A 22,742-nucleotide genomic window follows, 5' to 3' on the forward strand; every position below is an offset into this window, starting at 1 on the left:
GCCGAACGAACGATGAACTCCCCACGGCAAATGATGGCAAGGTTGGGCCGGGAGGACGGTTCCCTGGCGGGACCCCGGAGAACAGATCGAAGTTTTCGCCGCTTGAGTGTCCGGAAAGGAGCAGGCGCGCAGCAGCCACCCGTCACGGGGGCGGACCCGCGCCGGATACATCGATGAAGGGACGCGTACTGGTCGTCGACGACGACCTCGCTCTCGCCGAAATGTTGGGCATCGTCCTCAGAGGCGAAGGCTTCGAGCCCTCATTCGTGCACGACGGCGACAAAGCGCTCGAAGCATTCCGCGAGACCAAGCCCGACCTCGTGCTGCTCGACCTCATGCTGCCCGGGGCCGACGGCATCGACGTCTGTCGCCAGATCCGCGCCGAGTCCGGCGTGCCGATCGTGATGCTCACCGCCAAGAGCGACACCGTCGACGTCGTCCTGGGCCTTGAGTCCGGCGCCGACGACTACATCGTCAAGCCGTTCAAGCCCAAGGAGCTCGTGGCCCGGGTCCGCGTGCGGCTGCGCCGCACCGAGGAGCCCGCGCCCGAGGTGCTCCAGATCGGCGACATCACCATCGACGTCGCCGGGCACTCGGTGCGCCGCGAAGGCGAGCCGATCAGCCTCACCCCGCTGGAGTTCGACCTCCTGGTGGCGCTGGCCCGCAAGCCGCGGCAGGTCTTCACCCGCGAGGTCCTGCTGGAGCAGGTCTGGGGCTACCGGCACGCCGCCGACACCCGCCTGGTCAACGTGCACGTGCAGCGGCTACGGGCCAAGATCGAGAAGGACCCCGAGCACCCTGAGGTCGTCGTGACCGTGCGGGGGGTCGGCTACAAGGCCGGTACCGCCTGATCGGTACCGGCACGGCGGCAGCGCCCGACGGCGGCGCGAGCGCGGCGAACCCTGGCGATGGCGAGGGCGCCGCCGCATCGCGCTGGCAGAACGCGCTCGGCCAGCTGCTGCGCGGCTACCTCGCGGCCCAGCGCGCCGCCCGCGGACTCGTGCGCGGCGTGCACTCCCGCTGGCGGCGCTCGCTCCAGCTGCGGGTGGTCACCACCACGCTGCTCATCTCCGCGCTGGTCACCGCCGTCCTGGGGTTCTTCCTCGTCCAGCAGGTGCTCACCGGGCTGCTCGAAGCCAAGCGCACCGCCGCGCTCAACGACCACAAGGCCGGCCTCACCGCGGCGGTCAACGCCCTCCAGGACGGCGACCAGGCGTCCGACCCCGACGGCCGGCTCGCCCAGATCACCGAGGAGCTGAGCAACAGCAGCGGGACCACCGGCCTGTACGAGGTGGTCATCCTGCCCGATGTCGGCGGCCTCAGCGGCTACGCCACCGTCGACGAGGCCAGCGTGCCCCGGCGGCTGCGCGACGACGTCGGCGCGAGCCTCGAACTCGAGCAGCAGTACGTCACCTACACCGAGATCATCCGCGGCGACACCCGCGAGCCCGGCCTCGCCGTGGGCGCGCGCATGTCGCACGCCTACGAGCTGTACTACCTGTTCCCGCTCGACCACGAGCAGCAGATGCTCGACCTGGTGCAGAACACCGTCGTGTTCGTGGGATCGGCGCTGGTGATCCTGCTCGTCGTCGTCGCCTACATCGTCACCCGCCAGGTGGTCATCCCCGTGCGGCTGGCCGCGGGGTCGGCCGAGCGGCTGGCATCGGGTGACCTCGCCGAGCGCATGAAGGTCCGCGGCGAGGACGACCTCGCCCGCCTCGCCATGTCGTTCAACGACATGGCCGGCAACCTCCAGGAGAAGATCCACGAGCTGGAGGAGCTGTCCAAGGTGCAGCGCCAGTTCGTCTCCGACGTCTCCCACGAGCTGCGCACCCCGCTGACCACCATCCGCATGGCCGGCGACCTGCTCTACGAGGACCGCGACGACCTCGAACCAACCATGGGCCGCTCTGTGGAGCTGCTCCAGAGCCAGCTGGAGCGGTTCGAGGAGCTCCTCGCCGACCTGCTGGAGATCAGCCGGCACGACGCGGGCGCGGCCACCCTCGCACTGGAGTCCGGCGACATCCGCGACGCCGTCATGAAGGCGGTCGGCGACGCCGAGCAGATCGCCGAGAAGCGCGGGATCAAGGTCGTGCTGCGGCTGCCCGCCGACCCCTGCGTGGCCGAGTACGACTCCCGCCGGATCAGCCGCATCCTGCGCAACCTGGTCGTCAACGCGATCGAGCACAGCGAGGGCAAAGACGTCATCGTGACCGCAGCGGGCGACCGCGACGCCGTCGCGGTGGCCGTGCGCGACTTCGGCGTCGGCCTCAAGGAGGGCGAGGAGCACCTGTGCTTCGACCGGTTCTGGCGCGCCGACCCCGCGCGCGCCCGCACCACCGGCGGCACGGGGCTGGGGCTGTCGATCGCCAAGGAGGACGCGCTGCTGCACGGCGGGTGGCTCCAGGCGTGGGGCATGCCCGGCAAGGGCTCGCAGTTCCGGCTGTCGCTGCCGCGCAAGGCGGGCAAGGAGCTGCGCGGGTCGCCGCTGCCGCTCGCCCCGCCCGAGATGGCCATCGGCCGTTCGCGGCCGGGGTTCTCCGCCGTCATCGGCGGCCCCGACATCGCACGGCCGCAGGCCGGGGAGGCTTTGTGAGCATGTCCAGAGCGGTCGCGCCCTCCGCGGCGCTGCTCGCCCTCACGCTGTCCGCCTGCGCCACGGTGCCCAGCGGCGGCGCCGTCACCCAGGGCTCGGGCAGCGGCGACACCACCGACCCCTACGGCAGCTACGTGCGCATGCTGCCCGCCGGCCCCCAGCCCGGTGTAGGCGAAGAGGGCCTGGTCCGCGGGTTCCTCAAGGGCATGGGCAGCTTCACCGACAATCACGGGACCGCCCGCGAGTACCTCAGCCCCGGACGCCAGGCCGACTGGGCGCCCGATGGCGACGTGCTCGTCTACGAAGACATGGACGCCGTCGCGGTCGACGCCGAGACCGCCGCCGACGGCGAGTCCGCCACCGTCCGGCTGCGCAGCAGCCGGGTGGCCGCCATCGACGGCAGCGGGCAGTACGTGCCCGCCGGTGCCGGGCAGATGATCGAAGCCACCTACCGGCTCGCCCGCAACGGCGACGGCGAGTGGCGGATCATCGACCTGCCCGACACGCTGATCCTCAGCCGCCGCGACGTCGAACTCGCCTACCGGCCGCTGAACCTCTACTACTTCAACGCCGACCGCTCCAGCCTGGTGCCCGACCCCGTCTTCCTGCCGGTCGGCAGCGACAACCTCGCCACCCGGCTGGTGAAGATGCTGGTCGGCGGGCCGACCAATTGGCTGGACCCGGCCGTGGACTCCGCCTTCGGCGACCACACCAGCGCCGACGTCGCCTACGACTCCGGCCGCGTCACGGTCGAACTCTCCGCCGCGCCCGGCGGCACGGAGAACCGGTTCGGCATGGGCGCCCAGCTCGTGTGGACGCTCAAGCAGCTCCCAGAGGTCGAGGAGCTGTCCGTGCGCATCGACGGCGAGGAGGTCGAGCTGCCCGGCACCGATGGCGACGACCTGATCACCGGCGGCGAGTGGGACACCGTCGACCCCGCGGGCGTCGGCAACGACCTCGACGCCTACTTCGTCCGCGACTCCCAGCTGTGGGCGCTGACCCCCGGGCAGCAGGACTCCCAGCCGCAGGAGCGGCGGGTCGAGGGCGCCCCCGGTGTCGGCGACACCCCGCTGGAGCAGCACGCGGTCGCCCTGGACGAGCGGCATGTGGCCGGCATCCGGGCCGGGCGCGAGGAGGTGGTCGTGGGCCGGACCGAGGAGGGCGGCGAGTACGTGCCGGTGCTCTCCGGCGGCGAGTACACGTCCGTGTCCTGGGACGCCTACGGCGACCTGTGGGTGGCCGAGGACGTCTCCGAGGACGCCGCCGCGGCGCGCGAGGACGACGCCGAGGCCGTCGAGGAGGACACCGAGCGCGCCGGCGACGACCCCGGCCCCGCCCCGAGCCCGTCCGCCCCGGCCGAACCGCGCCTGGGCACCCGGCTGTGGCTGCTGCACGGCGGCACCGACCCGGTGGAGGTCGAGGTACCCGAGCTGAGCGGCACGCTGGTCAGCCAGGTGCGGGTATCGCGCGACGGCACCCGGCTGGCGATCGTGGGCCGCGACTCCGCCGACGACGGCGGGCGGCTGATGGTCGGGCGCATCGTGCACCGCGACGACGGCACAGCGGCGGCGGGCGGCTTCCTGCCGCTGGCCCGTGAGCTGCGCGACGTCTCCGACGTCGCCTGGCGCGGCGGCGACCAGCTCGTCGCCCTCGGGCGCAAGGACCGCGACGCCGACCAGGGGTTCCTGGTATCGCTCGACGGCAGCACCGAGACCACCAGCGCGGGCGCCCCCTCGGGCGCCGACATGGCCGCGATCTCGGCCGCCCCGGGCCGTCCTCTGCTCTCCAGCTCCGAGGACGACCAGATCTGGATGACCAACGACCGCATCAGCTGGCAGCGCGCCGCCGACGGCACCAACCCGGTCTACCCGGGCTGACCTGGGGGGCGCCTCGACGCGCCCGGTGCCCGGAACACCACGTGGCGGGTGCCGGTCCGGGTTGTCCACAGCCTGGGAATCGGGATGGCGGGGGGTGGCGCGGACGGTCACGCTGGGTTCATGGGAAAACTGCTCGCCGCGGTCGTTTCGGCCGTCGCCGCCACCGCCTCGTCCGTCCGTGCCTCCTCCGCCGCCGTCTCCTCCGCGGTCGGCGCGAGCGTTCGATCGCTGACCCGGGCCTGTTCCGCGCTGGCCGATCTCATCCTGGGCGAATCCTGTGCCGGATGTTCGGCACCGGGGAGCGTGCTCTGCCCCGCGTGCGCGCGGGACCTCCCTGGGCCGCCGCGGCGGTGCCGGTCGCGCCCCGGGTGTCCGCCGGTGTGGGCGGCCGGGCCCTACGCGGGGCGCGACCGCTCCCTGCTGCTCGCCTTCAAGGAGCGGCACGCGCGCGCCCTCGCGGCGCCCCTGGGTGCCCGCCTGGCTCGCGCGGTCGCCCAGGCCGGGGCGGCCCACCCCGGCTTCGTGCTGGTCCCGGTGGCGCCGCGCCCCGGGGCGCGGCGCCGGCGCGGATACGACCCCGTGCTGCTGCTCGCGTGCGCGGCCGCGCGTGCCGGGCCCGGCTCCGCGCATCCGCCGCGCGTCGTGCCCGCCCTGCGCCACCGGCGGCGCGTGGCCGACCAGGTGGGGCTGGGACGCGAGCACCGCCGGGCCAACCTCGCCGGGGCGCTGGAGGCCCACCCGCGCAACGCCGCCGCGATCCGCGAGCCCGTGGTGGTCGTCGACGACATCCTGACCACGGGCGCCACCCTCGCCGAGGCCGCCCGGGCCCTCCGCGCGGCGGGGAAAGACGTGGTCGGCGCCGCTGTACTCGCCGAACGCCGGTAACCTCAACGGTGACCGGAGGAAGCCCCCGTTCGACGGCGGACCGTCAAGAAAGTTTTACGCAGCGGTCCGGTTTCTTCCACCTCCGGTGATGTGTGGGGGCAAACGGGCGCTTTCCACGGGATGCCCGGTGGATCGGCACCTGACATCCGCCGCTTCTCGGGTTAGCGTTCAGGACATGGCACCCGCCCGGGTCCGTGGTTGCGCCGGAGGTCGCGCCCCTGTTGAGGGGGCGCCAGTTCGGCAAGCCGATGCCAGCCGCAGGCGAAACGGCCCACGTAAGGCGACTTTTCGTCGACCGATCACGGTGCGGCTTAGAGGTAAGCCCTGCCCCGCGGAGGGATCCGATGTCCCTCCCGGCCGGGAGAAGGGCAGTAGTCGCACAAAAGCGCGGCGAGACCCTCAGCAGGCGGATGTGGGGACGAAGACCAGGTCGGCCGGGCGGGTGACATGTCCATCCATTGAGCAGGCCGGCATGCCCGAACCAGGGCGCCGGCCTGTGGTTTTTGTAGGCGTGGCAGGTGGCCACGCGGGTATACACCTCTCCCAACTCCCACACGGGCCGCACCCCCGGTCGCGGCCGACGAGAGGAGAAGCGCCGAACGCAGCCCGGCGCCGACGGCGCAGGGCGGATTGAGAGCCGGCCGCGGCCGCAAGGCGGCGGCACGATGAAGGGGGTCTTGTGGACATCATCGTCAAGGGTCGACGCACAGGTGTCAGCAGCAAGTTCCGGCAGCACGTCGAGAACAAGCTCGGGAAGCTCGCCAAGTGGGAGCGCTCGGGCATGGTCATCGACGTGGAGGTGTCCAAGGAGCGCAACCCCAGGCTCGCCGACCAGCGCGAGCGGGTCGAACTGACCATCCACTCCAGCGGCCCCGTCGTCCGCAGCGAGGCATCCTCGGACGACCGCTACAACGCACTTGACCAGGCGCTGGACCGTATCGAGGCGCGACTGCGCAAGGCCGCCGACCGCCGCAAGCCGGGCAAGGGCAGCCGCGCCCCCGTGTCCGTGGCGGTGGCCACCGCCGGCCTCGGCGGCAACGGCATGGGGCCCGTGGCACCGCCGCCGCCGGCGCCGTCACCGGCCGCCGACGACCTCGCCGAGTTCGACGGCACCGAGGTCGACGGCCGCTTCGCCGACGAGTTCGTCGAACTCGCCACGCAGGGCACGGCGCCGCTGGTCGTGCGCGAGAAGTTCCACTCGGCCAAGCCGATGACCATCGACCAGGCCCTGATGGAGATGGAACTCGTGGGTCACGACTTCTACCTGTTCCACGACGAAGAACGCGATTCCCCCAGCGTCGTCTACCGGCGCCGAGGCTTCAACTACGGTGTCCTCCGCCTGGTCGACTGACCACCGCCGCACGCGGCCCCCGCGGTGCCGAAGGCCGGCTCACCGGCCTTCGGCCCGTGTTTCCCGCTCGGCCGTCTCCGTTGCTTCCGCGGCCTCGTTCTCCTGCTCCTCGGCGCGGACCGTCCGGTGGTGGCGCTTGATCCGGTGGAGCGGGGTCGAGTGCTTCTCCTCGGTCTCGTGGCGGGGGTCGTCCAGCACCACGTCGGTGAAGATGTCGGTCGCGAGGCTCACGATCGCGCCGAGCACCATCAGCACGGCACCGGTGATCAGCAGCCACCAGGCGGGGCCGAGGACCAGCGAGACCCCCGCGAGCGTGAACCCGGCGATCAGCAGGGCCACGGCCACCCACGACCTCGCCCGGCCGCGGTGGGTCGTGGTGGGCGCCCACGTCCCTCCCTCGGCCTGGTATCCGCGGATGAAGGTGTTCGGATCGTTGCGGTCGGCGTCGGCCATGATCGGCACCCCCCGATACCGGACGGCTACATTTGTACGTCTCGACCGCCATTACCCGAGACCGGGGGGTTGAACCCGCGCTCCTTCGCGACGTGTCCACAAGCGGATCGCGCGGAGAGGCGCGGGGGGCCAGTGAGGCAATAGGCTCGCCTACGATGGAAAGCTGGGGGTCAAGGATCCGTCCCGCCTCCGGACGCGGGCCCAGTACTGCGAGGAGCGCATAGGAAGTGCCAGGCATACTCGACAAGGTCCTCCGCGCGGGCGAAGGCAAGATCCTGCGCAAGCTCAAAAAGCTCAAGGACCAGACCAATTCGATCGAGGACGACTTCGTCGACCTCAGCGACGCCGAGCTGCGCGAACTCACCGATGAATACCGCGAGCGGCACAAGGACGGCGAGTCTCTGGACGACCTGCTGCCCGAGGCCTTCGCCACGGTGCGCGAGGCCGCAAAGCGCACGCTGGGCCAGCGGCACTTCGACGTCCAGCTCATGGGCGGTGCGGCCCTCCACTTCGGCAACATCGCCGAGATGAAGACCGGTGAGGGCAAGACCCTCACCGCCACCCTCGCGGTCTACCTCAACGCGCTGGCCGGCAAGGGCGTTCACGTGATCACCGTGAACGACTACCTGGTCCGGCGCGACGCCGAGAACATGGGCCGCATCTACCAGTTCCTGGGCCTCGAGGTCGGCATCATCTCGCCCGACATGTCCAAGGCCGACCGCCGGGCCGCCTACCAGGCCGACATCACCCACGGCACCAACAACGAATTCGGCTTCGACTACCTGCGCGACAACATGGCGCTCTCGCTCGCCGAGACCGTGCAGCGCGAGCACGCCTTCGCCATCGTCGACGAAGTCGACTCCATCCTCATCGACGAGGCCAGAACTCCGCTGATCATCAGCGGCCCCGCCGAGCAGAACTCGCGGTGGTACGCGGAATTCGCCAAGATCGCCCCCCGCCTCAAGCGCGAGACCGACTATGAGGTCGAGGAGAAGAACCGCACGGTCGGGATCACCGAGAGCGGCGTCGCCAAGGTCGAGGACTGGCTGGGGATCGACAACCTCTACGAGTCCGTCAACACCCCGCTGATCAGCTTCCTGAACAACTCGCTGAAGGCCAAGGAGCTCTACCGGCGCGACAAGGAGTACATCGTCAAAGACGGCGAGGTGCTCATCGTCGACGAGTTCACCGGCCGCGTCCTGCGGGGCCGCCGCTACAACGAGGGCATGCACCAGGCCATCGAGGCCAAGGAGCGCGTGCGGATCAAGGACGAGAACCAGACCCTCGCCAAGGTCACCCTCCAGAACTACTTCCGCCTCTACGACAAGCTGGCCGGCATGACCGGTACGGCCGCCACCGAGGCCGCGGAGTTCAGCCAGACCTACAAGATCGGCGTCGTGCCGATCCCCACGAACAAGCCCATGATCCGCGGCGACGAGAAGGACATCGTCTACAAGGGTGAAGAGGCCAAGTTCGAGGCGGTCGTCGACGACATCGCCGAGCGCAACGAGGAAGGCCAGCCGGTGCTGGTCGGCACCACGAGCGTCGAGAAGTCCGAGCTGCTGTCGAAGATGCTCAAGCGGCGCGGCATCGCCCACGAGGTGCTGAACGCGAAGAACCACGCCCGTGAGGCGTCGATCATCGCGCGCGCGGGCAAGCTCGGCGCGGTCACCGTCGCCACCAACATGGCCGGCCGCGGTACCGACATCATGCTCGGCGGCAACCCCGAGATCATGGCCGACGAAGAGCTCCAGGGGCGCGGCCTCCAGCCGCTCGAGACCCCCGAGGAGTACGAGGCCGCCTGGCCCGAGGCGCTGGAGAAGGCCAAGCAGGAGGTCGAGAGCGAGCACGAGCAGGTGGTCGAGGCCGGCGGCCTCTACGTGCTCGGCACCGAGCGCCACGAGTCGCGCCGCATCGACAACCAGCTGCGCGGCCGTTCGGGCCGCCAGGGCGACCCCGGCACCTCGCGGTTCTACCTGTCGCTCGAAGACGACCTCATGCGGCTGTTCAACAGCGCCCGGGTCGAGCTGATCTACGACCGGCTGAACATCCCCGACGACCAGCCGATCGAGTCCGGCGTGGTCAGCAAGGCCATCCAGTCGGCGCAGGGCCAGGTCGAGCAGCAGAACTTCGAGATCCGCAAGAACGTCCTGAAGTACGACGAAGTCCTCAACCGGCAGCGCAAGGTGATCTACGCCGAGCGCCGCAAGGTCCTCGAAGGCGCCGACCTGCGCGACCAGGTCAGCGGCATGATGGACGAGGTCCTTGAGGGCTACGTCAAGCTGGCCACCGCCGAGGGCGACTCCTCCGACTGGGACCTCGACAAGCTGTGGAAGGCGTTCAAGCAGGTCTACCCGATCAGCTTCACCGCCGACGAGCTGATCGACGACATCGGCGGCGACCTCGGCTCGCTCACCCCCGAGATCCTGTCCCAGCACGTCCGCGAGGACGCCGCGGCGGCCTACGAGCGCCGCGAGGAGGAGATCGGCTCCGACGCCATGCGCGAGGTCGAGCGCCGCGTGATCCTCCAGGTCATGGACCGCAAGTGGCGTGAGCACCTCTACGAGATGGACTACCTCCAGCAGGGCATCGGCCTGCGGGCCATGGCGCAGCGCAACCCGCTGATCGAGTATCAGCGCGAGGGCTTCGACATGTTCCAGGAGATGCTGGAGTCCATCAAGGAGGAGTCCGTCGGCTACCTCTTCAACGTCGAGGTCCAGGTCAACGGCAAGCCCGCGGGCCAGGGGATCACGGCCGCGGGTGCCGCGGCGACCGCCGCCGCAACCGCCGCGGTGGTCGAGACCGGCCCGGCCGAGCCCGGCACGCCCGAGGACACCGGCGAGGAGGCCGCCGCCGCGAAGGCCGAGGCCGAGAAGGCCGACGACGCCGAAGGCACGGCCGATTCCGCCGACGCCGAGGCCGATGGCGGGCCCGCGGCCGACGTCGTGGTGCCCGGCTTCGGCGCCGGCCGTCCCTCGCGGCTCCAGTACTCCGCCCCCGGCGAGTCCGGCGAGGTCGAGAAGCGCACGGAGTCCGAGTCCGACGAGTTCGCCGGCGCGGCCCGCAACGCCCCGTGCCCCTGCGGCTCGGGCAAGAAGTACAAGAAGTGCCACGGCGACCCGAAGAACAAGGCGTAGCCGAGCCTGTTCCGGTAGCACCGACACGGTGAAGGGGCCCCGCGCGAGCGGGGCCCCTTCACCGTTCCCGGGGCAGGGTCGGCCGACCGTGGCCCGGGACGCTCACCTCGCCCATGTATCCCGTCGAGCCCGGGGACCATGGGGGCCGCCCGCGTGGGGAGGTGGACCAGCGACCGGGGGGACCGCGCGGCGAGGAGGAGCAGCGTGCCGAGCCGGCGGCCGTCCGCCCGGTCCACGCAGATGTCGTAGTCGCGGCCGGTGGCGTAGAGCGCCGCGTTCTTCAGCGGGCGGGCCGGGCTGATCACCCGGTATTCGTCGCCGCCCATGCGGACGTGCTGGACGCTGATCTTGACCCGCAGGTCCTTCCGCCCGATGGCGGCTCTCGACGCGGTCATCCCATGGTGTCCTGTTCCTCCCGTCGCGGCACGTGACGCCGTGATTCTGCCGGACTGGCCGCGGGAACGGCCACGGGATAACGGCGGCGCCCCGGCCGGAATCGCCGGCCGGGGCGCCACGAGGGTGCGGTCAGGACGCCGGCGGTGAGCCGCTGCCGCCGCCCTGCTTCGTCTCGGGGGCGGTGGGGTCGCCCGAGGCGATGGTGCCGGCCGCCGCCACCGAGGGCTTCTCCTCGATGGGCTCGCGGCCCGGTGTCGGCAGGTTCATCTTGGTGATCAGGAAGTAGAAGATGGCGTAGTAGAGCGCGAAGTACACCACGCCCAAGCCTAGGATCAGCCCCAGCCCCGTGGTGTTGGACTTGCCCGCGTTGAGCACGAGGTCGATCAGGCCCGCGGAGAACCCGAAGCCCAGGTGGGCGTCGAACAGGTTGAGCAGCGCCATGGAGACGCCGGTCAGCACCACGTGCACGGCGAACAGCACCGGGGCGATGAAGATGAACGCGAACTCGATGGGCTCGGTGATGCCCGTGACGAACGCGGTGAGCGCGCCCGAGATCATGATGCCGCCGACCGCGGCCCGCTGGCTGGGGTGCGCGGCTCGCCACATCGCCAGGGCGGCGGCGGGCAGGCCGAACATGAGCACCGGGAAGAACCCGGAGAGGAACCCGCCCGCGGTGGGGTCGCCCGCCAGGTAGCGGTTGATCTCGCCGTTGGCCACCACGCCGGTGGCGGGGTCGGTGTAGCTGCCGAACACGAACCACACCACCGAGTTGACGATGTGGTGCAGGCCGAACGGCAGCAGCAGCCGGTTGACCACGCCGTACACGCCCGCGCCGACCGCGCCCGACGTCATGATCTGCTCGCCGACCCAGTTGATGCCGGCCCCGGCGAAGGGCCAGATGAAGCCGAAGGCCACGGCCAGCACCAGGGCGGCGACCGCGGTGATGATGGGCACGAACCGCCGCCCGCCGAAGAAGCCGAGCCAGGTGGGCAGCTTGATGCGGTGGTAGCGCTGCCACAGCAGCGCGGCGACGATGCCGATCAGGATCCCGCCGAGCACGTCGGTGGGGTTCTTCACCCCCCAGTTGACGACGTTCGCGCCCTCGGCGTCGACCGTGGTCACGGCCTCGCCTAGTTCGCCGCCGCGTTCGAAGAACAGGTACTTGCTGACCCGGTCGAAGACCACGTAGCCGACCACGGCCGCCAGCGCGGTCGAGCCGTCCGAGCGCTTGGCGAAGCCGATGGCCACCCCGACCGCGAACAGCAGCGGCAGGGCCTGGAACAGGGCGTCGCCGGCGGTGCCGATGACGCCGGCGACCGGCACCAGCCAGCCCATGCCGGCGACGTCGGCGAGGCCGCCCGGTTCGGGGCCGTTGGAGCCGAGCATGTCGCCCTGGCCCAGCCGCAGCAGGATGGCGGCGGCGGGCAGGACCGCGATGGGCAGCATCAGGCTGCGGCCGATGCGCTGGAGGACGCCGAGAACGCGTGAGGGGGATTTGGTCGCCGGGGGTATGCCGCTGTTGTCAGCGGTTGCTGCTGAGGTCACCGCTGGTTCCTCTCATGAAGTCGTGCGAGGCGGGTGGGATGCGGGTGCACGTGGGGCGTGCGCAGGGGGTGCGGTCCGGCCGGGGCGGAGGGTCAGGTGCCGCCCGGCAGGTGGGGGTCGAGGCGCGAGTGGAGCTGGTAGCGGTCGGCCCGGTAGGTCGAGCGTGCCAGCTCGACGCAGCGCCCGTTGGCGAAGCTGCGCCGTTGCATGGACAGGACCGGGCTGCCCGGCGGCAGGCCGAGCAGCTTGGCATCGGCGGGTTCGCAGATTCCGGCTTCGATGGTCTGCTCGCCGGAGTCGAGGATGATCCCGAACTCCTCTTCGAGGATCGCGTACAGCGAGCGTTCCGACAGGGAGAACGCGTCCAGGTGGGGGGCGATGGACAGCGGGATGTTCGAGCGCTCCACGGCCATGGGCTCGCCGTCGGCGGTGCGCAGGCGCTCGATGTAGTGGACGGGGGAGCCGGGCGCGATGTCCATCATCCGCGCGGTGCCCCCGCCGGCCGGGGCGATACGGCGGGTGAGGTCGCGGGCGCCGGGGACGTAGCCGCGGGCGCGCATGTCCTCGGTGAAGGACGCCAGGGCCAGCGCCATCTCTATCTTGGGGCGGGCCACGAACGTGCCCTTCCCGGGGACCCGGTAGAGCTTGCCCTCGGCCACCAGCAGGTCGATGGTCTGGCGGACGGTCATCCGCGAGAGGCCGTAGGTGGTGCCGAGCTCGCGTTCGGAGGGCACCGGGTCGTCCACCGACAGGCCGGATTCCACGATCCAGTCGAGCAGCAGGTCCCGAAGCTGCGCGTACTTCGGGACGGGGCTCGCGGGGTCGATCGCCATGGTGCTCGTGCCTGTTCGGTAGGTGGACATTCTGGTATTACTGGTATAGGCCGGACTAGACCACAGGCGACGCGGCGTGTCAACAGTCCGGGCGGCCTGCCCGTCGACCACCCCCCGCCAGGCGATTCCACCGGGTCTCACCGGGCAGGACGCTGCGGCGGCGCGGTACAACCACCGAGGGGAAGAGTCCTCATGACCACCACGACGAGCGTCATGCGCGCGGAGATCGGGGAGCAGCCGGCGGCGCTGCGCGACACCCTGGACGCGCTGCTGCCGCTGGCCCCCGAGATCGCCGCCCTGGGCCGGGAGACCCGCCAGGTGCTCTTCATCGCCCGCGGCTCCTCCGACAACGCGGCCGTCTACGGCGGCTACCTGCTCCAGGCGCACGGCGGCCGGCTGGCCACCCTCGCCTCCCCTTCGATCGCCACCACCTACCGCGCCCGGGTCGACCTCTCCGGGGTCCTCGCGGTCGCCATCTCCCAGTCGGGGCGCACCGAGGAGATCGTCGACACCATGGCCTGGGCCGCCGACTGCGGCGCCCGCACGGTCGGCATCACCAACGGCGCGGGCTCGCCGCTGGCCGAGGCCGCCGACCTGGCGCTGGTCACGCGCGCCGGCAACGAGTTCGCCGTCCCCGCCACCAAGACCTACACCACCCAGCTCGCCGCCCTGGCGGTCCTGACCCTGGGGCTGGGCGCCGGCCTCGACCCCGGCGAGCTCGCCGGGCTGCCGGGCGCCATCGACGACGCGCTCGACCGCCACACCGACGCGGTCGACGCGATCGTCGAACGCCTCGTCGGGGTCAAGGGGGCGGTGGTGTCCGGGCGCGGCCTGGCGTTCTCCACCGCCCTAGAGGCCGCCCTCAAGCTCAAGGAGGCCTGCTACCTGCACGCCATGGGCCTCTCCTACGCCGACCTGCTGCACGGCCCCATCGCCGTCGTCGACTCCGCGACCCCGGCGATCCTCGTCGCCGCCAACTCCGGGCCGACCCTGCCCGGCACGGTCGCCCTGGCCGAACGCGTGGTCTCCGCCGGGGCGCCCGCCTACGGCATCGGCGGCGGGAGCGCCCTGGCCGGCGCCTGCGACCTCGCGGTCCCGGCGCCCGACGTGCCCGAGTGGCTGGCCCCCATCAGCCTGATCGTCCCCGCGCAGCTGATCACCGAGCGGCTCGCCCGGCGCCTCGGCTACAACCCCGACTCCCCCCGCGGACTGGGCAAGGTCACCCAGACCGGCTAGGGAAGCCCTCCGCGCCGCCTAGGCTCGGCATACATTCCCCCGTACTACCACTGGAGGTTGTGCACATGGCCGACAAGGCCGCCGCGATCGTCGCCGGGCTGGGCGGCGCGGGCAACATCGAGGACATCGAGGCGTGCATCACCCGGCTGCGGACCGAGGTGACCGACGCCGGCAGGGTCGACGAGGCGGCGCTGAAGGCCGCCGGCGCTCACGGCGTGCTGATCTCGGGCAACGTCGTCCAGGTCGTGGTCGGCCCCGAGGCCGACACCCTCACCGACGACATCAACGACCTGCTCGACTGACCCCCGCCGCCCCGAGGAGGCCCGCCATGCTCACCGTGCTCTCCCCCGTCCCCGGCACCGCCGTGGGGCTGGCCCAGGTGCCCGACCCCGTCTTCGCGCAGGCCATGGTGGGACCCGGCGCCGCCGTCGAGCCCGTCCGCGGGCCGATGGAGGCGGCCGCGCCCATCGGCGGGACGATCCTGAAGCTGCACGCCCACGCGTTCGTCGTCGTCGCACCGGAGGGCCACGGCGTCCTGGTCCACCTGGGCATCGACACCGTGAAGCTCGACGGCGCAGGCTTCACGAAGCTCGCCGCCGAAGGCGACCGGGTCGAGGCGGGGACCCCGCTCATCCGGTGGGACCCCGCAGCGGTCGAAGCCGGCGGGCTCTCCCCGATCGTGCCCGTCATCGCCCTGGACGCCGCCGCGGCGGCCGTCACCGGCGCCGCCGAGGGCCCCATCGCCGCGGGCGGCCCGCTGTTCACCTGGGCGGTGGGCACGTGACCGCCGAGGTGCACCCGCGCGCCGCCCTGTTCGACCTCGACGGCACGCTCATCAACAGCGAACCGCGGTCCATGGCCACCTGGTCGCGGCTCCTGGACGCCCACGGCATCCCCCACGACGACACCGTCCTGCACCGCTTCATGGGCCGCCGCGGCGCCGACGTCCTGGCCGAGGACCCCTCGCTGTTCCCCGGCGTCACCTGGGACGTGCTGGTCGCCGAGATCCAGGAGATCGGCCGCCACCCCGACCTGCCGCCGGTCCTGGACCTGCCCGAGTCCGCGACGTTCCTGCGCCGCCTGCACGCCGAGGGGACCCCGTTCGGCCTGGTCACCTCGGCGGGCCGCGCCTGGGCCGAGCTGTCGCTGACCCGCCTGGGCGTCGACGCGCTGTTCAAGGGGCTCGTCACGGCCGGCGACGTCGTCCACGGCAAGCCGCACCCCCAGGGGTACCTGGCGGGGGCCGACCTGCTGGGGATCGCCCCCGAGCACATCGTGGTGTTCGAGGACACCCCCGCCGGGATCGAGGCCGGAAAAGCCGCGGGCATGCGTGTCGTCGCCATCACCACCACGCACGACAAGGCCAAGCTGAGCGGGGCGGACCTCGTCGTGGACCACCTGACCGAGGTCGACTGGCCCAGGCTCGCCCTGCGCGGCCGGTGACACCCCCGGGACCACCCGGGGGCCGGAACCAACATGAGAGATGAGGTGCGTCCCGTGGCGCAACGCCGGATCACCGTCGGAGCCGAGGTCGGGCTGCACGCCCGCCCCGCGGCCCTGTTCGTCGAGGCCGCATCCGCGGCGGGCGCAACGGTGACGATCGCCAAGGGCGACGGCGAACCGGTCCCCGCCAAGAGCATCCTCGCGGTGATGGGGCTGGACGTGCGCCACGGCGACGAAATCGTCATCAGCGCCGACGGAGACGATGCCGAAGCGGTCCTGGACCGCCTGACCGGGATCGTGAACGACGGTTGACGGACGCCACCGCCGATGGGAGACAGCCAGTGGGAGAGAGCATGGGAGACAAACTGAGCGGCGTCGGGGTCAGTTCCGGCGCCGGCTACGGTCCGGCACTGCGCCTGACGCGCTCGGTGCCCGACCCGCCGCCGGGCGAGCGCCACGGCGGTGACGCCGACGCCGAGATCCGGCGGGCCGCGTCGGCCATGGAGGAGACCGCCCAGGACCTCGCCCTGCGCGGCGAGCGCGCCGGCGGGCAGGCGCGCGAGGTCCTCGGCGCCCAAGCGCTGATGGCCCGCGACCCCGCGCTGGCCGACGACATCAAGAAGCGCATCGGCGAGGGCGCCTCCGCCGCCCGCGCCGTCTCCGAGGCCATGGCCGTCTACCGGCAGATGCTCGCCAACGCCGGCGAGTACCTGGCCGCGCGGGTGGCCGACCTCGACGACGTCCGCGACCGCATCGTCGCGCGGCTGCTGGGCGTCCCCGTGCCCGGCCTCCCCGAGTCCGACACCCCCTACGTCCTGGTCGCCACCGACCTCGCCCCCGCCGACACCGCCCTCCTCGACCCCGCCCGGGTGGTCGCCTTCATCACCCGTGAAGGCGGCCCCACCAGCCACACCGCCATCCTCGCCCGCGCCCTCGGCCTTCCGGCGGTGGTGGCCTGCGCCGCCGCCGACGACATCCCCGACGGAACCCCCCTGCTCGTCGACGGCGCGAGCGGTGCCGTCCTGGTCGACCCCGGGCCCGCCGCGGTCGAGGCCGCCCAGGCCGCTGCCGCCGCCCGCGCCGCCGCCGCGGCCGACAGCGCCGGCCCCGGCCGCACGGCCGACGGCCACGAGATCCCCCTGCTCGCCAACATCGGCGGCCCCGACGACCTCCCCGCCGCCCTCCAGAACGGCGCCGAGGGCGTCGGGCTCTACCGCACGGAGTTCCTGTTCCTGGACCGTGCCGACGCACCGGGCCACGACGAGCAGGTCGCCTCCTACCGGGCGGTGCTCGAGGCGTTCCCCGGCGCCAAGGTGGTCGTGCGCACCCTGGACTCCGGCGCCGACAAGCCCCTGGCGTTCCTGCCGCCGCCCGGCGCCGAGCCCAACCCGGCCCTGGGCGAGCGCGGGCTGCGGATGATGCGCCGCTACCCCGAGATGCTGCGGTCCCAGCTCGATGCGCTGGCCGAGGCCGCCCGCGACACCGAGGCCGACCTCCAGGTCATGGCGCCGATGGTCACGGACGCCGAGGACTCCGAGTGGTTCGCCGCACGTGCGGCCGAGGCCGGGATCGCCTCAGCGGGCATCATGATCGAGGTCCCGGCCGCGGCGCTGCGCGCCCGCCACCTCGCCGAGTCGGCGGCCTTCTTCAGCATCGGCACCAACGACCTCACCCAGTACACCTGCGCCGCCGACCGCGAGATCGGCGGGCTCAGCCGGTTCCAGGACCCCTGGCAGCCGGGCGTGCTGGACCTGGTCGCCCTGGCGGCCCGGCACGCCTCCGGCGCCGGCCGCCCGTGCGGGGTGTGCGGCGAGGCCGCCGCCGACCCCGTGCTGGCCTGCGTGCTCACCGGCCTGGGCGTGACATCGCTCTCCATGGGGGCCACCGCGCTGCCGCTCGTGCGCGCCGCGCTGGCGCGCACCACGCTGGACCAGTGCCGCGCCGCGTCCGACGCCGCCCTGGCGGCGCGCGGCCCCGGCGACGCCAAGCGCGCCGCCAGAGAGGCGCTGCCCGGGCTGGCGGACCTGGGGCTGTGACGTTGTGCGGCACGCCGGGCCTTCCCGGCGTGCCGCGCACCGGCCGCCCGCGGCTATCGTGGGCGCGGTGCCGCCCGCTCCGGCCCGCGTCCACCACCGCCCCCGTCCCGGAAGCCCCCTCATGCCGCAACGCCGCCTGACCGCTCTGATCTGCACGGGGATCCTCCTCGCCGGCGCCGCCGGATGCACCGGGGGAGGGGGCGGCGGGTCCGAATCCCCCTCGCCATCGCCGTCGGAAGACCCCGGGCAGGCCGCCGCGGAGGCCGCCGCCGAGCTGATGGCCGACATGACCGTCGAGGAGAAGGTCGGCCAGCTCTTCGTGCTCACCGCCCAGGGCACCACACCCGAGGAGAACGCCGAACTCATCGCCGAGCACCGCCCCGGCGGCCTCATCTACTTCCCCGAGAACCTCACCGGCGCCGGGCAGATCGCGGAGCTGTCCAACGGACTCCAAGAGCTGGCCGCCGCCGAAGGGGCGGGCACCCCGCTGTTCCTCGGCATCGACCAGGAGCAGGGCATGGTCGCCCGCCTGCCGGTGGGCGCGCACCTGCCCGACGCCATGGCGGTGGGCGCCACCCGCGACCCCGAGATGGCCGCGACCCTGGCCGGCACGACCGCGTCGACCCTGACCGCCCTCGGCATCAACCTGGACTACGCGCCCGTCGCCGACGTCAACACCGACCCCGACAACCCGGTGATCGGCATCCGCTCCTTCGGCTCCGACCCCGGGCCGGTCGGGGAGATGGCGGTGGCCGAGGCGGCGGCGTTCGCCGAAGGCGGCGTGGTGTCGGTCGTCAAGCACTTCCCCGGCCACGGCGACACCGACACCGACTCCCACACCGGCCTGCCCGTCGTGGACAAGACCCGCGAGGAGTGGGAGCAGGAGGACCTGCCGCCCTTCCGCGAAGCGGTCGAGGCCGGGGTCGACGCCATCATGACCGCGCACCTGGTCGTCCCGGCGCTGGACGACTCCGGCGAGCCCGCCACCCTGTCCGGGACCGTGATCGACGGCATCCTCCGCGACGAGCTGGGCTACGACGGCCTGGTCACCACCGACGCGCTGAACATGGAGGGCGTCCGCCAGACCCACGGCGACGGCGAGGTGGCGGTGCGGGCGGTCCTGGCCGGCGCCGACCAGCTCCTCATGCCGCCGGATGCCGCGGGCGCCGTGTCCGCTGTGCGCGAGGCGGTGGCCGACGGCACCATCAGCGAGGACCGCCTGGACGACTCGGTCCGCCGCATCCTCGCGCTCAAGGTCGAGCGGGGGCTCTACGACGCCGAGCCCGCCGACCCCGCGGCGGCGGAGGACGCGGTGGACGCCGAAGAGCACGCCGCGGCCGCCCAGCAGGTGGCCGACGCCTCGGTGACCCTGCTGCGCAACGAGGGCGGGGTGCTGCCTCTGGCGGACGGCGCCACGGTGCACGTCAGCGGGGAGGGCGCCGAGGAGATCGGCGCGGCGCTGGAGGAGCTGGGCCACCCCCTGGCGGGGTCGGCGCAGGGCGCCGACCTGGCCGTGGTCGGCACCGGCGGCGGCCAGGGCGCCGCCGCCGTGAACGCGGTCCGCGGCTCGGGCACACCGGTCGTGGTCGTCGGCCAGGGCGCCCCCTACGACCTCGCCGAGCTGGGCGAGGTCGACGGCTACCTCGCGACCTACTCGGCCGTGACGGTCTCCCGCACAGCGGCGGCCCGCGCCATCGCCGGCGAGATCACCCCCGAAGGCCGCCTGCCCGTGGACATCCCCGGCACCGGCCTGGGCATCGGCGACGGGCTGGGGTACTAGCCGGCCCGGACCCCTGGCTCACATCAGGAGCCCCGACGCGTTGAGGTCGTCGAAGATCACCTGATCGACCGGCGAGACGCGCCCGCGGTCGGCGTGCGATAGCCACACGACCTCCTCGATCTCGCTGTCGGCTGCGAGGTCGCCCCGGTAGTCGCCGGTGTAGCAGCTCATCCGCACCACCACGCCGTCCGGATGGCCGTGGGCCTGTGCCTCGTAGGTGCCGAGGAAGGCCACGGTCGCAGGGAGAATGGATACGGCCAATTCCTCCTCGACCTCGCGCAGCAGGGTCTGGACGTCGCTCTCCCCGCTCTCGCGCTTGCCGCCGGGGATGTAGTAGACGTCCTTGCCGCGGGACCGCGTGCTGAGGATCCGGCCGTTCTCCACGCGTACCCACGCCACCTTGTCGATCACGGCCGGAAGCCTAGCGCACGCGTCCCGTGGCGGCTCATGCGTGGCGGGCGATCTCCCTGCGGGCCAGGGAGCGCAGGTGGACCTCGTCGGGGCCGTCGAAGATGCGCATCGCGCGGGCGTGGGCGTACATCAGCGCCAGCGGGACGTCGTCGCTCACCCCGGCCCCGCCGTGCACCTGGATGGCGCGGTCGATGACCTCGACCGCCGCGCGCGGCGCGGCGACCTTAATGGCGGCGATCTCGGTGCGCGCCGCCTTCGCGCCGTGCGTGTCGATCAGCCACGCTGTTTTGAGCACCAGCAGCCGGGCCTGCTCGATGGCCAGCCGCGACTCCGCGATCTGCTGCTGCACCACGCCCTGGCCGGACAGCGGGCCGCCGAACGCCACCCGCTCCGCGGCGCGGCGCACCATCAGCTCCAGGGCGCGCTCGGCCATGCCGATGGCGCGCATGCAGTGGTGCACCCGCCCCGGGCCCAGCCGGGCCTGCGCGATCATGTACCCGTCGCCCTCACCCGCGATGAGCGAGCCGGCCGGCACCCGGACGTCGGTGAACCGCACCTCGCAGTGGCCCTCCTGGTCCTGGTAGCCGAAGACCGGCAGCGCCCGCACGACCTCCACGCCCGGGGTGTCGCGGGGCACCAGGATCATCGACTGCCGCCGGTGGGGCGGCGCGTCGGGATCGGTCCGGCCCATGACGATGAAGACCGCGCAACGGGGGTCGGCGGCGCCGCTGATCCACCACTTGCGGCCGTTGATCACATAGTCGCCGCCGTCGCGGACGATCGAGGTGGCGATGTTCGCGGCGTCCGACGACGCCACATCGGGCTCGGTCATGGCGAAGGACGAGCGGATCCGGCCGTCCAGCAGCGGTTCCAGCCACCGGCTGCGCTGCTCGGGGGTGCCGAACATGTGCAGCACCTCCATGTTGCCCGTGTCGGGCGCCGAGCAGTTCAGCGCCTGCGGGGCGAGCACCGGGGAGCGGCCGGTGAGCTCGGCCAGCGGGGCGTAGTCGCTCACGCTGAGGCCGCCCACGTCGGGCAGGAACAGGTTCCACAGGCCGCGCCGGCGCGCCTCGGCCTTGAGGTCCTCGACCACGGGCGGGACGTCGTGGCTGCCGTGGCCGGCCTCGGCGCGCCACCGCTGGTAGACGGGCTCGGCGGGGTAGACGTGGGCGTCCATGAACTCGTGCAGTTCGGCCAGGCGGCCCTGTGCCAGGGGGCTGAGTGCGAAGTCCATGGGCCGAGTATGGCACCCGACCGACCGGTCGGTACCGGCGGCGGGGGAGGGGAATCGACCGCGGCACGATCACGCGGGGGTTGGGACCGCCCCCGGGCGGGAAGTATCCATCTCCGGCCCAAAAAGCCCCTGGACCAGCGGCGGAGGACCGGAGAGACGTACCGACGCGACTGGAGGCGATCGCGAATGGCCGGCACGTGCCGCGGCATCATCACCGATTGGGGCGGGGTCCTGACCCCGCCGCTGCCCGGGATCATCACCGAGTGGCTGGCCGTGGAACGCATCGACGTCGAGCACTACCGGTCGGTCATGCAGGCCTGGATCGCCCCGGAGCACGGGGGCACGGCCGCCGCCGCGGAGAACCCCGTTCACGCCCTGGAGCGCGGCGAGATCCAGACCGCGGACTTCGAGCGCATGCTGGCCGGGCTGCTGCGGCGGGTCGACGGGGGATCGGTCGCCGCCGAAGGCCTGATCGACCGCATGTTCTCCGGGTTCCTGCCGATCGAGGAGATGTACGAGGCGCTGCGCCGCGCCCGCGGCCAAGGGGTGCGCACCTGCCTGCTCTCCAACTCCTGGGGCAACTCCTACCCCCGCGACCTGTTCACGGCCGCCTTCGACGCGGTCGTGATCTCCGGCGAGGTCGGAATGCGCAAGCCCGACCCCGCGATCTTCCGGCACGCCTGCGACACCGCCGGGCTCGCCCCCGAGGATTGCGTCTTCATCGACGACATCGAGCACAACGTGCAGGCCGCGGTGGACCTGGGCATGACCGGCATCCTGCACAGCGACCCCGGCGAGACCCGGGAGCGCCTGGCCGAGACCTGCGGGGTCGAACTCCACGCGCTGCCGTCCTGACAGCGGGCCGGGGCGCGGCCACCGGCCCCGGTAGGGCACACTCGGCGTGGATCCCACCACCGGCCCGGAATGACGAGTCAACGATGCGCATCTTCCTGCCCAGCACCTTCCCCGCCCTCGCAGCGGTCCTCGCCGACGGCGAGGTCCGGGGCGCCCCGCTGACCGCCTACGCGGTGAGCGGGGCACCGGCCGCGGGCGCCGACGACGAGGAACTGGAGTACCAGGCCCTGCGGGCCGCGGCCGACGCCTCGCTGCGCCTGGTGGCCGGCGACCCCGGCGCGCCGCGGCGGCGCGCCGTGATCGCCGCAGAGATGCCCGAGGCCGCCGTCGAGACCGCGCCCGGCGCCGCAACGGGCCCGGGACCGGTGACCGTGACGGGGACCGTGCCCCTCAAGCGGGTGGCCTCGATCCACGTCGACGACCCCGACGCGGCCGACGACATCGCCGCCGCCCTCGCCGACCCCGGCGCCGGCCACGAGGACGACCATGAGCTGCTGTGGTACGCCACCCAGGAGCTGCCCTACCTGCTGGAGCCGCAGGACGCCCGCTGAACCCGCGCCGCTCCCGGCCCCGGGGCTGCGGTCACACGGTCACGATGCAGGTCGGACGGGGTGCGGACGGTTACCGGCCCCGCCATCGGGGGATGCCGGTCCTATAGGGGGCGACAGGCCGCC

20 protein-coding genes are annotated in these 22,742 nt (G+C 72.6%); 15 read left to right on the top strand and 5 right to left on the bottom strand.

Annotated features, from left to right (window positions below):
- Nucleotides 1-173: 173 nt before the first annotated feature.
- The 5 genes from mtrA (at nucleotide 174) to hpf (ending at nucleotide 6,709) form a co-directional block, all read left to right on the top strand.
- Nucleotides 174-851, top strand: a complete 678-nt coding sequence (mtrA, locus tag ACFOVU_RS03280) for an MtrAB system response regulator MtrA (RefSeq protein WP_378529765.1) — start codon at nucleotides 174-176, stop codon at nucleotides 849-851.
- Nucleotides 851-2,596, top strand: coding sequence for an MtrAB system histidine kinase MtrB (gene mtrB / locus ACFOVU_RS03285; RefSeq protein WP_378529962.1), 1,746 nt, complete (start codon nucleotides 851-853; stop codon nucleotides 2,594-2,596). The genes mtrA and mtrB overlap by 1 nt, the downstream gene beginning before the upstream one ends.
- 2 nt (nucleotides 2,597-2,598) lie before the next feature.
- Complete coding sequence (locus tag ACFOVU_RS03290) at nucleotides 2,599-4,473, top strand: LpqB family beta-propeller domain-containing protein (protein WP_378529963.1); 1,875 nt, start codon at nucleotides 2,599-2,601, stop codon at nucleotides 4,471-4,473.
- 378 nt (nucleotides 4,474-4,851) lie between these two features.
- Nucleotides 4,852-5,358: a ComF family protein gene (locus tag ACFOVU_RS03295; RefSeq protein WP_378529766.1), complete on the top strand. Its 507-nt coding sequence runs from the start codon at nucleotides 4,852-4,854 to the stop codon at nucleotides 5,356-5,358.
- 679 nt (nucleotides 5,359-6,037) lie between these two features.
- Nucleotides 6,038-6,709, top strand: a complete 672-nt coding sequence (gene hpf, locus ACFOVU_RS03300) for a ribosome hibernation-promoting factor, HPF/YfiA family (protein ID WP_378529767.1) — start codon at nucleotides 6,038-6,040, stop codon at nucleotides 6,707-6,709.
- A 39-nt stretch (nucleotides 6,710-6,748) separates the two neighbouring features.
- Here the strand turns inward: hpf and ACFOVU_RS03305 are convergent, their stop codons facing one another.
- Nucleotides 6,749-7,162, bottom strand: coding sequence for a hypothetical protein (locus ACFOVU_RS03305; protein ID WP_378529768.1), 414 nt, complete (start codon nucleotides 7,160-7,162; stop codon nucleotides 6,749-6,751).
- 227 nt (nucleotides 7,163-7,389) lie between these two features.
- Here ACFOVU_RS03305 and secA point away from each other — a divergent pair, with 227 nt between their 5' ends.
- Nucleotides 7,390-10,299 (top strand): preprotein translocase subunit SecA, encoded by a 2,910-nt coding sequence (gene secA, locus ACFOVU_RS03310; RefSeq protein WP_378529769.1) that lies wholly within the window; start codon nucleotides 7,390-7,392, stop codon nucleotides 10,297-10,299.
- A gap of 525 nt (nucleotides 10,300-10,824) precedes the next feature.
- On the opposite strand, the gene ACFOVU_RS03315 is transcribed toward secA, so the two are convergent.
- Both ACFOVU_RS03315 and ACFOVU_RS03320 read right to left on the bottom strand, forming a co-directional pair.
- Entirely contained in the window at nucleotides 10,825-12,240 is a 1,416-nt protein-coding gene (locus ACFOVU_RS03315) for a PTS transporter subunit EIIC (RefSeq protein WP_378529770.1), read from the bottom strand.
- 92 nt (nucleotides 12,241-12,332) lie between these two features.
- Nucleotides 12,333-13,073, bottom strand: coding sequence for a GntR family transcriptional regulator (locus ACFOVU_RS03320; RefSeq protein WP_378529964.1), 741 nt, complete (start codon nucleotides 13,071-13,073; stop codon nucleotides 12,333-12,335).
- Between the two features lie 192 nt (nucleotides 13,074-13,265).
- Between ACFOVU_RS03320 and ACFOVU_RS03325 the strand changes: the two genes are divergently transcribed.
- The 7 genes from ACFOVU_RS03325 to ACFOVU_RS03355 all read left to right on the top strand — a co-directional run bounded on the left by ACFOVU_RS03325 (nucleotide 13,266) and on the right by ACFOVU_RS03355 (nucleotide 19,568).
- Nucleotides 13,266-14,309 carry an SIS domain-containing protein gene (locus tag ACFOVU_RS03325; RefSeq protein WP_378529771.1) on the top strand — a complete coding sequence of 348 codons (1,044 nt, stop codon included), beginning with the start codon at nucleotides 13,266-13,268 and terminating at the stop codon, nucleotides 14,307-14,309.
- A gap of 59 nt (nucleotides 14,310-14,368) precedes the next feature.
- Complete coding sequence (locus ACFOVU_RS03330) at nucleotides 14,369-14,611, top strand: glucose PTS transporter subunit EIIB (RefSeq protein WP_378529772.1); 243 nt, start codon at nucleotides 14,369-14,371, stop codon at nucleotides 14,609-14,611.
- Nucleotides 14,612-14,637: 26 nt separating this feature from the next.
- Nucleotides 14,638-15,093, top strand: a complete 456-nt coding sequence (locus tag ACFOVU_RS03335; protein WP_378529773.1) for a PTS sugar transporter subunit IIA — start codon at nucleotides 14,638-14,640, stop codon at nucleotides 15,091-15,093.
- A complete protein-coding gene (locus ACFOVU_RS03340; protein WP_378529774.1) occupies nucleotides 15,090-15,752 on the top strand; it encodes an HAD family hydrolase in 663 nt (220 codons plus the stop codon). Before ACFOVU_RS03335 ends, ACFOVU_RS03340 begins: the two co-directional genes overlap by 4 nt.
- A 54-nt stretch (nucleotides 15,753-15,806) precedes the next feature.
- Entirely contained in the window at nucleotides 15,807-16,064 is a 258-nt protein-coding gene (locus ACFOVU_RS03345; RefSeq protein ID WP_378529775.1) for an HPr family phosphocarrier protein, read from the top strand.
- A gap of 41 nt (nucleotides 16,065-16,105) precedes the next feature.
- Nucleotides 16,106-17,788, top strand: a complete 1,683-nt coding sequence (ptsP, locus tag ACFOVU_RS03350; RefSeq protein ID WP_378529776.1) for a phosphoenolpyruvate--protein phosphotransferase — start codon at nucleotides 16,106-16,108, stop codon at nucleotides 17,786-17,788.
- A 121-nt stretch (nucleotides 17,789-17,909) separates the two neighbouring features.
- Nucleotides 17,910-19,568 (top strand): glycoside hydrolase family 3 protein, encoded by a 1,659-nt coding sequence (locus ACFOVU_RS03355; RefSeq protein WP_378529777.1) that lies wholly within the window; start codon nucleotides 17,910-17,912, stop codon nucleotides 19,566-19,568.
- A gap of 18 nt (nucleotides 19,569-19,586) precedes the next feature.
- Here the strand turns inward: ACFOVU_RS03355 and ACFOVU_RS03360 are convergent, their stop codons facing one another.
- A complete protein-coding gene (locus ACFOVU_RS03360; protein ID WP_378529778.1) occupies nucleotides 19,587-19,979 on the bottom strand; it encodes an NUDIX hydrolase in 393 nt (130 codons plus the stop codon).
- A gap of 34 nt (nucleotides 19,980-20,013) precedes the next feature.
- A complete protein-coding gene (locus ACFOVU_RS03365) occupies nucleotides 20,014-21,213 on the bottom strand; it encodes an acyl-CoA dehydrogenase family protein (RefSeq protein ID WP_378529779.1) in 1,200 nt (399 codons plus the stop codon).
- 186 nt (nucleotides 21,214-21,399) lie between these two features.
- Here ACFOVU_RS03365 and ACFOVU_RS03370 point away from each other — a divergent pair, with 186 nt between their 5' ends.
- Nucleotides 21,400-22,068: an HAD family hydrolase gene (locus ACFOVU_RS03370; protein WP_378529780.1), complete on the top strand. Its 669-nt coding sequence runs from the start codon at nucleotides 21,400-21,402 to the stop codon at nucleotides 22,066-22,068.
- Between the two features lie 83 nt (nucleotides 22,069-22,151).
- Nucleotides 22,152-22,619: a DUF6912 family protein gene (locus tag ACFOVU_RS03375; protein WP_378529781.1), complete on the top strand. Its 468-nt coding sequence runs from the start codon at nucleotides 22,152-22,154 to the stop codon at nucleotides 22,617-22,619.
- Nucleotides 22,620-22,742: the final 123 nt, after the last annotated feature.

Origin of the sequence: Nocardiopsis sediminis (assembly GCF_042650565.1) — a bacterium.
GTDB lineage: Bacteria > Actinomycetota > Actinomycetes > Streptosporangiales > Streptosporangiaceae > Nocardiopsis_B > Nocardiopsis_B sediminis.

Excerpts from the sequence above, each read along its gene's own strand:
- mtrA (WP_378529765.1), top strand. The coding sequence starts at position 174 with ATGAAGGGACGCGTACTGGTCGTCGACGACGACCTCGCTCTCGCCGAA.
- ACFOVU_RS03290 (WP_378529963.1), top strand. The coding sequence starts at position 2,599 with ATGTCCAGAGCGGTCGCGCCCTCCGCGGCGCTGCTCGCCCTCACGCTG.
- ACFOVU_RS03305 (WP_378529768.1), bottom strand. The coding sequence starts at position 7,162 with ATGGCCGACGCCGACCGCAACGATCCGAACACCTTCATCCGCGGATAC.
- ACFOVU_RS03320 (WP_378529964.1), bottom strand. The coding sequence starts at position 13,073 with ATGGCGATCGACCCCGCGAGCCCCGTCCCGAAGTACGCGCAGCTTCGG.
- ACFOVU_RS03325 (WP_378529771.1), top strand. The coding sequence starts at position 13,266 with ATGACCACCACGACGAGCGTCATGCGCGCGGAGATCGGGGAGCAGCCG.
- ACFOVU_RS03335 (WP_378529773.1), top strand. The coding sequence starts at position 14,638 with ATGCTCACCGTGCTCTCCCCCGTCCCCGGCACCGCCGTGGGGCTGGCC.
- ptsP (WP_378529776.1), top strand. The coding sequence starts at position 16,106 with ATGGGAGACAAACTGAGCGGCGTCGGGGTCAGTTCCGGCGCCGGCTAC.
- ACFOVU_RS03355 (WP_378529777.1), top strand. The coding sequence starts at position 17,910 with ATGCCGCAACGCCGCCTGACCGCTCTGATCTGCACGGGGATCCTCCTC.
- ACFOVU_RS03365 (WP_378529779.1), bottom strand. The coding sequence starts at position 21,213 with ATGGACTTCGCACTCAGCCCCCTGGCACAGGGCCGCCTGGCCGAACTG.
- ACFOVU_RS03370 (WP_378529780.1), top strand. The coding sequence starts at position 21,400 with ATGGCCGGCACGTGCCGCGGCATCATCACCGATTGGGGCGGGGTCCTG.
- ACFOVU_RS03375 (WP_378529781.1), top strand. The coding sequence starts at position 22,152 with ATGCGCATCTTCCTGCCCAGCACCTTCCCCGCCCTCGCAGCGGTCCTC.